This is a genomic window from Paenibacillus sp. CMAA1364, assembly GCF_054373195.1.
This window is the reverse complement of record NZ_JBITNB010000015.1, coordinates 58,641-67,016: the sequence shown is the minus strand read 5'-3', so window position 1 is coordinate 67,016 and position 8,376 is coordinate 58,641. Positions and strand designations below refer to the sequence as shown.

General features: G+C 39.8%; 7 protein-coding genes. 2 read left to right on the top strand and 5 right to left on the bottom strand.

Annotated elements, in window-relative coordinates; all coding sequences use genetic code 11:
• Positions 1-165: 165 nt before the first annotated feature.
• The 3 genes from ACH8E3_RS10690 to ACH8E3_RS10680 form a co-directional block, all read right to left on the bottom strand.
• Entirely contained in the window at positions 166-1,053 is an 888-nt protein-coding gene (locus ACH8E3_RS10690; RefSeq protein WP_458632620.1) for a carbohydrate ABC transporter permease, read from the bottom strand.
• Between the two features lie 11 nt (positions 1,054-1,064).
• Complete coding sequence (locus tag ACH8E3_RS10685; protein WP_458632619.1) at positions 1,065-1,961, bottom strand: carbohydrate ABC transporter permease; 897 nt, start codon at positions 1,959-1,961, stop codon at positions 1,065-1,067.
• Positions 1,962-2,044: 83 nt separating this feature from the next.
• A complete protein-coding gene (locus ACH8E3_RS10680; RefSeq protein ID WP_458632618.1) occupies positions 2,045-3,448 on the bottom strand; it encodes an ABC transporter substrate-binding protein in 1,404 nt (467 codons plus the stop codon).
• Between the two features lie 228 nt (positions 3,449-3,676).
• On the opposite strand from ACH8E3_RS10680, the gene ACH8E3_RS10675 reads away from it, so the two are divergent.
• Positions 3,677-5,326 carry a response regulator transcription factor gene (locus ACH8E3_RS10675; protein WP_458632617.1) on the top strand — a complete coding sequence of 550 codons (1,650 nt, stop codon included), beginning with the start codon at positions 3,677-3,679 and terminating at the stop codon, positions 5,324-5,326.
• Positions 5,327-7,147, top strand: coding sequence for a cache domain-containing sensor histidine kinase (locus ACH8E3_RS10670; protein ID WP_458632616.1), 1,821 nt, complete (start codon positions 5,327-5,329; stop codon positions 7,145-7,147).
• A 43-nt stretch (positions 7,148-7,190) separates the two neighbouring features.
• Here the strand turns inward: ACH8E3_RS10670 and ACH8E3_RS10665 are convergent, their stop codons facing one another.
• Together ACH8E3_RS10665 and ACH8E3_RS10660 are read right to left on the bottom strand one after the other, a co-directional pair.
• Positions 7,191-7,976, bottom strand: a complete 786-nt coding sequence (locus tag ACH8E3_RS10665) for a formate/nitrite transporter family protein (RefSeq protein WP_458632625.1) — start codon at positions 7,974-7,976, stop codon at positions 7,191-7,193.
• A 45-nt stretch (positions 7,977-8,021) separates the two neighbouring features.
• Positions 8,022-8,348, bottom strand: coding sequence for a nitrite reductase (NAD(P)H) small subunit (locus ACH8E3_RS10660; protein ID WP_458632615.1), 327 nt, complete (start codon positions 8,346-8,348; stop codon positions 8,022-8,024).
• Between the last annotated feature and the right edge of the window lie 28 nt (positions 8,349-8,376).

Genomic DNA, 8,376 nt, shown 5'->3' with positions numbered 1-8,376 from the left:
CCTTCGCCATTCGGGACTCACACCCTATAGATAGCGCCCATGCTGGGCGCACAACTAAAAGAGCCCTATCTCACAATTCGATATGGCTCTTTGTATTCATAATAACCCAGAACCTGGCTATTGTAACTAACAGACTATTCAGACTTATAGACCATCATTCAATCCTTACCCCTTTACAGCCCCCATGGTAATCCCTTGCGTGAATGATTTCTGGAACAACAAGAAAATAGTGATCATCGGAATAGAAGCAAATGCTGCACCTGCCATCAACACACCATAGGGTGTTGTATATTCACCTTTCAGAGTGGCTACACCCAAAGGCAAAGTCATCATTGCTGTCGATCTCGTCATAATCAATTGGCTGAAATAATCATTCCAAGCATTAATGAACGTGAAGATAGCGAGTGCTCCCAATGCTGGCTTGAGCAAGGGAATGACAATACTGTTGAATAAACGAAGTTCTGAGCAACCATCAATCTTGGCAGCTTCTATTAGTTCGGTTGGTAACGTTTGGGCAAACTGTTTGATCAGAAAGATACCAAAAGGCCAACCAATTGCCGGTAAAATGAGAGCTTTATAGCTATCAATCCAACCAAAATCAGCAATCATAGTAAATAAAGGAACTAGTATAACTTGTTTAGGAAGCGCCATTGCGGCAACAAACATCGTGAAGATCATTTTACGACCAGGAAATGACTTCTTAGCAAGCACATAACCGGCCATCGATGCAACAAGACAAACACCTATCATTTCGCTCACCGCTACGAAAAAGCTGTTAAAGGTCCACTTCCATACCGGATTCTTGAATAGAACAGTGAAGTTTTCCCAGGTTGGATCACGTGGGAACCATTCTGGTGGAATAGCCACTGCGACATTCTGAACCTTAAAAGCTCCAGTAACGATCCAATAAAACGGGAATATAAATAATAGGGCAAACAAAATCAAAATGATGTTAGATAGTACCTTGCCCCCGGTCAAATCAGACTGCCATTTCGACTTGATCCTTGATTGGACGCGATTATTGTTCAAGTTCATTGGATTATATGAATTCATGTTGATCCCTCCTAGTACTCCACATCGCTGCCTAAATATCTGAATTGAATGAAAGAAATAATACCGATAATAACAGCGAGTATAATTCCCATTGCAGATGCCATTCCAAAATTACCCAGAATAAAGGCTTTCTCGTATACACCGTACATAACTGTTGAAGTCTTATATAGTGGTCCACCTGCTGTAAGCAATTGAACAATGGCAAAGGTTTGGAATGTGTTAATAGTCGTAATTACAATAATGTATAAATTCGTTGGCATTAACATGGGCCATATGATCTTTCTGAATATTTGTCCATACGTTGCGCGGTCGATCTGTGCCGCTTCGATATATGAGCTCGGAATATTGCCTATTGATGCGACGTATAGAATAATCGGTTGACCGACCGATGTCGTGATTAATACGGCGATAATCGCAAACAAGGCTGTTCGAGGATTTCCAAGCCAGGCAATAGGTTCAGCACCGAACAGGCTTGTAATATAGTTCAAAATACCGTAGTTCGGATCATATATGGATGCCCACACGACAGTAATACTTACGACTGATGTAACTGCTGGTAAATAAAAGACCCCCCGAAAGAAAGAACGAATGAACTCATTCTTCTTATAGATGGTCATTGCAACAAAGATAGAGAATGCAATGACGAGTGGAACAGCCACTAGAACAATGACAATGGTATTCTTCATAGACTGAAAGAATGTTTTGTCCTGTAAGAGATGTTTGTAGTTGTCTACACCTATGAAATCGAAATTATTTAATGAATAATCAAAGAAGCTAATGTAAATTCCTTTTAACATGGGATATGCGACGAATAACAGAAAAAAAGATAAGGCAGGTAATAAAAACAAATAACTGATTAGCCATTCCCGCCAGACATGACGTCGAGATTTCAGTGCCGTTGCGAACATATGCTATCTCTCCTTACCCTATGGATGGAAAAGGAGCAACGCAAAAGCGTGTACGCTGCTCCTAATCTTTATCTTTGGTTAGCTTATTTTTTTGCTTTTGCTTTGGCATCCTCAATGGCTTTGTTGGCATTAGCAGCGAATGAATCTAATGCCTCTTTACCTGTTGCATCAGCCAAAAGAACACGTTGTAATTCAGGGAACCAGAAAGTGCGAACATCTGCCCAACCGTCTGCAATGGTTGGAGGATCCGTAATGAATTCACGAGCAAGCTCTGCATAGGCATATTCCGGATCATTATACAATCCAGTGATAGAGTTACGTACAGATAATCCACCTGTTTGTATCAAGTTTTTGTTACCATATACTTCATCATTGGCTACGAAATCAATAAATTTCTTAGATGCAGCAATTTTCGCTTCGTCTCCATTGTCAAATATAGCCATACCTCCAAGATAAGGTTCCAGCTTAGGCTTTGAACCATCTAACGTAGGGAACGGTAGTAATACTTCTTCGAATTCCGCTTTTTTAAGGGTAGCATTTTGTGCTTTTAGTACAGCTGAATAGTTAATGGTAAAGGCTAATTTCCCTTGAAGGAATAGATCGTTAACATCTGCTGCAGCAAGAGCCGCTGATCCCGAAATAACCAATTTATCTTTCTCAGCTTGTGCAATCCAATCCAACGCTTTACCCGCTTCTTCTGTATTAATAGCCACCTTGCTATAGTCCTCATTTAAGAATCTGGAGATTCCAAGGTTAGCTAAATATGCACGTGTTCCTTGATCCCCTGCTTGACTCTTTGCAAAGAATCCGGAAGGTATAACATCAGGTGCTTTTTCTTTAACCGCTTGAAGGGCCTTTTTATATTCATCAAAAGTCCATGTACGATCAGGACGATCTAATGGCAATAAGTCCAATGCATCCATTTTCTCGAATATCGTTTTGTTTACTGCCATCATAAATGGCGCTGTATTAATTGGATACATCACTGTATTGTCGCCTACCATGGACTGTTTCCAGAATGCCGGTGAGATATCTTGTCTCACTTCATCTTTAACCATGTCATCTAGAGATGCTAACAGACCCTTTTTACCCCAGTCGATGATACGTCCAGGAGCATCATATATAAGATCTGGTGCAGAATTTGATGCGATTGCCACATTGAGCTTCTCTGGTCCTCCATCGTAAGTAATCATCTCAAGATTAACTTTGATTTCTGGATTCTTCTCATTAAAAGCTGCAATAATTTCTTTCTCATATTTACCAACTTCCCCATCAAGGGGTTGGAAGTTCGGAAAATTCCACCAAGTGATTGTTACGGGTTCAGACTTCTTCGATTCGTTACTTGGCGACTCCTCTTTGACATTATTGGCATTTGGCTCCGACGTTGATTTGTTTGCCGTATTGTTACTCGAACCACATGCCGCAACGGTCATCATAACGAGCATAATGCTAATGACCGATACTAACCATCTCATCCTTATTGCCATTTCAATTCCCCCTATTCCTAATTCAGAAAGGAAAGTTAAGCGCTTTCATTCCCTGTACTTAGCATAGATTAATTTATTGGATTGTGATATCCCTCTACTTTTACATACATGGCTCAATTTTTACTTATCTATTGCTCTCATTTAAGAATATAATACTTATGGCATATATTTCTTGTATAATGAATACTAATTGCACTTTCTAATACATTTCAACTTGAGAGGTATGTTATGTACAAATTACTGATCGTCGAAGATGAACCTACTATACGAGCTGGACTGAAACACTATTTCCCATGGACTGAATTGGGTGTACATACGATTTTTGAAGCCGAGAATGGAAAGATTGGGATGGATGTTGCTCTTGCACATCGACCAGATTTAGTCATAACGGATATCCGTATGCCAGAAATGAATGGTCTAGAGATGATCGAACAACTACGTTCTAAATTACCTAATACCGTATTTATCATATTAACGGGTTATAGCGATTTCTCTTACGCACAGAAAGCTATTCAAGTCGGTGGCATACAGTCGTACCTGCTCAAACCCCTCGAATATGAAGAAAGCTTATCGAGCTTAATGGAATGTCTCAAAATATTGGAGAATAGAAAACAAGAACAACTCTCTCGCTTAGAATTAGAGAACGAAGTAAAGGAAGGTACCCTGCTGATACATAGTCAGGTCGTGAAACATCTTTTGGAAGGCGATGTTGCATTGGAACCAGAATTGATTCAGCGCCTATGCGGATTCAAGGGTACCCATTTCATGTTTTATTCGATTGTTGTGGCCAATATCCCTAATCCAAATCATCTTCAAGTATCCAGTAAAGGTTGGAAGCAGATTGCAGAAACGCTCGTATCCGATTTGGCCGTATCTGTTTTAGGTCAAGATTGCACCTGGAGAACGCTGAGTTATTTTTACAAATCCAAATTGTATGCGATTACATTATTTGAAGTACATAATACAGAATTATTTCACCAGCCGATTGAAGAATATATGTTGAGTGCAGCAGCTCACATAAATCTTCAGGAACCTACAGGTCTATTTATCGCAGTAGGAAGTCCGTCATCCCAACTATCGAGTGCAGGCTTATCCCTTCAACATACTGAACGTGCGCTATATAAGCGCTTCTCACAGCCTGGAGACCATCTTTTCTGTGAGCAAACGATAGCCAGTACATATCATGCGTCGACTGGTCGTTCAAATCATTTGGTCCTTCTTGATTCTCAGTTGATCCTAGAAAACTTAGAACAAGGAAATCATGAAAAAACGAGAACATTAATGAATTACCTAGCGGACGAATCACGTAACAAATTACCGAATGTATCCATTGATGAATGGCTCGCCTTTTTACAAGAGATCATTAATGTTACCCTGCGGTTCGCCCACAAAAATAAGATTACGGTAGAGGGTGTCTATAGTAACAAACTACTGACACTTACATTCATAGATGATTTCCAGACTTTGGACCAACTCTTCGACTGGCTATTTGAATGGATAATCCATCTTCATAGTGTATATCGAATTCAGAATCAGACAGCTGTGCCCAAAGATACACTTGTTTTTGAACAAATTAGAAATTTCATTGAACAACATATTGATCAAGACCTTACTCTTCAAATCGTTGCAGATCGTTTCTTTTATAACCCATCTTACTTGAGCCGTTTATTCAAAACGAAATTAAATAAGAATTATATCACGTTTGTTACTGAGATTCGTATTCAACATGCCCAGAAGAAGCTACAGAATCCGGAACTTCTAATTACCGATATCTGTATGATGTGTGGTTATAAAAGCTATAAGCATTTCGTAAAGATGTTCCGAACCATTACGCATATGACCCCAACGGAATATAGAAAGCAACTAGGAGCGGATTGAATGGACATACTCAGACGCCTCTCCCAACGATTTCAAATGAAACATGTCAATCGTCAAATATTTATACTCATGATTTGTACGATCACACTTCCACTTACGATCATGTCAGGTATTGTGTATCTGTTTTCACTGGAGACGGTCAAAAATGAATACCAAGATAGTGCAAATCTTATTCTAAATAATTTATCTTTTAATATCGATCAATATTTGCAGAGTATAGAAAAAGGTACCCTTACCGCACAACTTGATGGCCAACTTCAACGCTCACTTACCAAATGGTCAGACAATCGTGCCAATAATATTGAAGATACAGGCATCCAATACAGAAGTGTGATTGAACATTTCGCAAGCACGATAGAAATGACCATCAAAAATGTGGATAGTGTTCAGATTTATGCGGGAGACCGCGTCTTTTATTCCGTTAATTTCAATCAATCGGATTATGATGATAGTAACTTTATTCAGAAAGATTGGTATAAACAAACCTTGGCTAGTCAGGGCAAGATCGTTATATTTGGAACACATACACCCTTTCATCGTGTCAACTCGAAAGAATCGATTATTTCCATTGCCCGGGTCATTAACAAAACAGGAAGCAAACAGCCTCTAGCCGTTATCCTAATCGATATTCGATTGGATTCTTTGCGTGAAATTCTGAATTTATCCGAGAACAGCAACCGTAATTTTCTTATCGTGGATGATAAAGGTGGCATTATTTATTCATCCAAGCAAGATCAAGAAACGCCTCAAACCTTAAATGACTCTGATAACGAATCTTTGAAACACATCCTTAGTCATGATTCAGGAAGTTTCTATGCTCCTTTTGCAGGTAACTCTTCCTACCTTGACTTTATGACCTCGCCTTACTCTGGATGGAAGGTTATCCAATATATTGATGAGCGGGAAATGTCTAAGGATGCAAAGTTATTTCGATTCATTATATTAGGATTTGCCTTCTGCTCTTTGGTCACCGCACTGTTATTCATGTTTATTCTATCTGCACGAGTAACGAAACCAATCATTCTATTAAGTAGAAAGGTTAGATCGGTAGGTCTCGGTAAGTTCGATGTAGATCTAAATAGCAATCGTCAGGATGAATTCGGGGTTCTATATAAAGGGATACGCAAGATGGTAGAAGATCTGCAAAGTCATATTGAAAGATCATCGAACATGATCGCCCAACAGAAGGTTGCCCAATATGGGGCTCTCAAGAGCCAGATCAATCCCCATTTCCTTGCCAATGCATTAGAATCAATCCAGATGAAGGCTGTACTTGCCGGACAAAGAGATATTGCAGAGATGATAGGACTGCTTGGTCGATTGTTTCGAATCCATATTCAAACTGGAAAGGATATTGTTCCATTACAGGAGGAACTAGCACATACTCGCCTATATATCAAAGTACAACAAATGCGTTTCGGAGATAAAATCCAATACAGTGAGAATCTTGCCCCAGATTGCGATCTCGTGAACGTTCTACACTTCTCCTTGCAACCGATCATAGAGAATGCAATTGTACATGGTTTGGAGCGTAGTGTTCATGCTGGATTGCTTGAAATATCTACTTCATTATCCAATGATTGCATGCTAATTGTAGTGAAAGATGATGGTGTCGGGATGGACGAGACTCAGGTTGCATTGCTTCGAGAACGATTGAGGAGCACATCGGATACATTAGGAGAAGCACATATCGGAATTAAAAACGTACATGATCGAATACGCTTCTATTTTGGGGATTCATATGGCATCGAAGTCGATAGCACACTTGGAAAAGGTACATCCATTACGATTCGCATTCCTTACAACTACATGGTGGATTAAAAAAAATGACAACCAGGCAATCAGCCTTGGTTGTCGTTTGATATTATTTCTTTTTCATCCGTACAGGTGAAATGAACCAATAGGTCATACCAACAAACAGACCTCCACCAACGATATTACCTAATGTAACAGGTATCATGTTATGTAACCAACCCGCGATGGATATGGTTTCTGGATGATGGGGTAATAACGTTGCTAGACTAAGTAGCGTCATATTCGCCACACTATGTTCAAATCCACTTGCAATAAAAGCGAATAGGCACCACCAGATGAGGATTAATTTTGCAGTTTCTTCTTTGGCCCGCATAGCCATCCAAATCGCAAGACAGACTAACCAGTTACAGAGAATACCCCGGAAGAACAATTCCGTTATCGGTAGACTCATTTTTTTGGATGTGGCTGCGAACAGAAGATGCTCCGGAGGAATGTGCTTGAATAGTCCTGTACCTACCATAAGTAAGCTGAGTACAATGGCACCTAATAAATTCCCTAGAAATACGACCACCCAATTTTTGAGCATATCTCTTATGGATGTCTTTCCTGACAAAGTACTTATCGCAAAAAACATGTTATTTCCAGTAAATAACTCTGAACCAGCAAACATAACCAAAGTTAGTGCTATTCCGAACGCTGCTCCCATAACGAGTGGCTGAAATGGGGAATTGATCGTTGCTAAGGGGGCACCTAATGAGAAAATAAGGATGATTCCAATTCCTACATATGCACCTGCTAACATGGCTGCTACTGTATATCGTGTGATACTTTCATCCATCTGTTGTACTTTCTTAACGGCCGCGTCTGCAATGTTCTCTACATTTTGTGTATACAGGTGGATCACCTCTTTGATGGGAATGCACTGCAATAGGTTACTTATTTACTGCATCTTAGTAATATGGATTTCCCCATTTTTTATAACAACTGGATACGTTGCGACTTGGCCGGTGTCTGGCTCTTGTACGTTACCTGTAATCAAGTCAATCTTCCAATCATATAAAGGGTCGTAGATATAATGACCAGATACCATAGCTTCTGCTAATGGTCCTCCCTTTGGATGTGGAGATTTATTCTCAACAGCATATACTTCTCCATCTGAAGTACGGAATATCGCAATCTCTTGTCCTTCAATAATCACCACGCGACCCACTTGTACTAAATAGTGTTCCACGGAACCAATAGTGTAGCATTTCGCTGTCATTACCATATGCATAGTCCCCTTTTCAATCTATCAT